This is a genomic window from Phenylobacterium sp. CCH9-H3, assembly GCF_001557235.1.
In the GTDB taxonomy this organism is placed as follows: Bacteria; Pseudomonadota; Alphaproteobacteria; order Caulobacterales; family Caulobacteraceae; genus Phenylobacterium.
In genome coordinates, this window is sequence record NZ_LSJI01000280.1 from 1 (window position 1) to 1,554 (window position 1,554).

Genomic DNA, 1,554 nt, shown 5'->3' on the forward strand with positions numbered 1-1,554 from the left:
GCGTGAGGGATCGTTCGTTAACAGCGGCCCCCGCCGTCAAGGGCCTCGCACCCGGCGTCTCCTCCCCGCTCCGCGTGAGGGATCAAACCCGGAGGGCCGAGACGCCGAAGGCGGCTCGGTGGCGGCGCCCAGCGCCGGCATGCCGAGCCCGACCGCGCCTCCTGCGCGGGCACGCCCAGCCTCCTGCTGCGATCCAGATCTCCTCAGCCTCTCCGACTGATCCCCAAGTCGTCACCGCTGCCGGGCACAAGGTTCGTTCCGAGGTCGGACCCGCCGCCTCAACATGAGCTTCCGTTGCTGAAGCCGCCTCAATGTCACTGCCGCGCGAGTCCAAAGGCCTGCGACGATCGCTGCGAGGTCGACTTCCGCATGCGTCCCGGCAAGGACGCCTCCCGAGGGAGCTTCAGACGACAGGGTTCAGGCGCCAGCCTGAGCCCACTCGAACTCCGTTCCGTCCGACCACATGGCGTGCATCAGCACCGCCAGTTTGCGGGCGACCGCCACCTGCGCCTTCTTGAGGCCGGCGCGCTCCATGATCCGCAGCCCCCACAGCCGCAGCGGCACGGGCCGGTCGATCTTCACCAGCAGCACGTTGGCGGCCTCCACCAGGTAGCTGCGGGTCATGGCGTCGCCGGTCTTGGTGATGCGGCCGGATCGGTCGACCTCGCCTGACTGGTAGATCTTCGGCGTCAGCCCCAGGTACGGGCCGACGTCGGCCGAGCGCTTGAAGCGGCCCGGATCCTCGATGGTCGAAAGGAAGGCCAGCGCGGTGAGATGGCCCACGCCCGGCACCGTCATCAGCCGCCGGCTGACCTGGTGCTCGCGGGCGATGGCGCGCAGCTGCCGGTCATAGGTGCGGATCTGCGCGACGACGCCGGCGAGCACCTCCAGCATGGGCCGAGCGTAGCTTGCGTAGGCGGGATCCTGCGCCATGGCGAGGGACGCTCGCTGGGCGAAGCCGCGGCCGGCCGTCTTCGTCGTGATCACGCCGAACCGCTTCACGGCGCCGCGCAGGGTGTTCTCGAGCGTGCGCTTGGTCTGCATCAGCAACTTGCGGGCCTGCAGCAGGCTGCGGATGTAGGTGGCCGAGGCGCCGCGCACCCAGGCCTCGCGGTACCAGCCGACCCGCATCAGCTCGGCCAGGCCGCGAGCATCGTTGCGATCGGTCTTATGAGTGCGCGCCGATAGCACCTTGTGCGCGTGGCGCGTCTCCATGCAGATCACCGGCAGGCCGGCGGCGCGAAGCCCGCGCACCAGCACGCCCGCCGTCTGCCCCGTCTCCAGCCCGATCCGCTCGGCATCCGGCGCGTGCTCGGCCAGGCAGCGGATCAGCGCCTCCGGCGAGCTCTTCACCCGCCCCTCGAAACGCACCGCGCCATCGTCTGCCAGAACGCAGACGCTCGTCTCCGCCAGCGAGACGTCCAGACCCACGTAGCTCGTCATAGGGGCTCCCCCGAGGTGAAAGGGCGGAGCGGACACCGAGCTACTCGGCGGAATCAACCGCCGGGCCCGAGCCGCTGTTACCCCATGTCACCCGAATGGGCGGAGACCCGG

The 1,554-nt window shown here is 70.1% G+C and carries 1 protein-coding gene; it reads right to left on the minus strand.

The genetic code is table 11. From position 1 onward, the window contains the following. Positions 1-417 precede the first annotated feature (417 nt). A complete protein-coding gene (locus tag AX721_RS24795; protein ID WP_068878638.1) occupies positions 418-1,443 on the minus strand; it encodes an IS110 family transposase in 1,026 nt (341 codons plus the stop codon). Positions 1,444-1,554 lie beyond the last annotated feature (111 nt).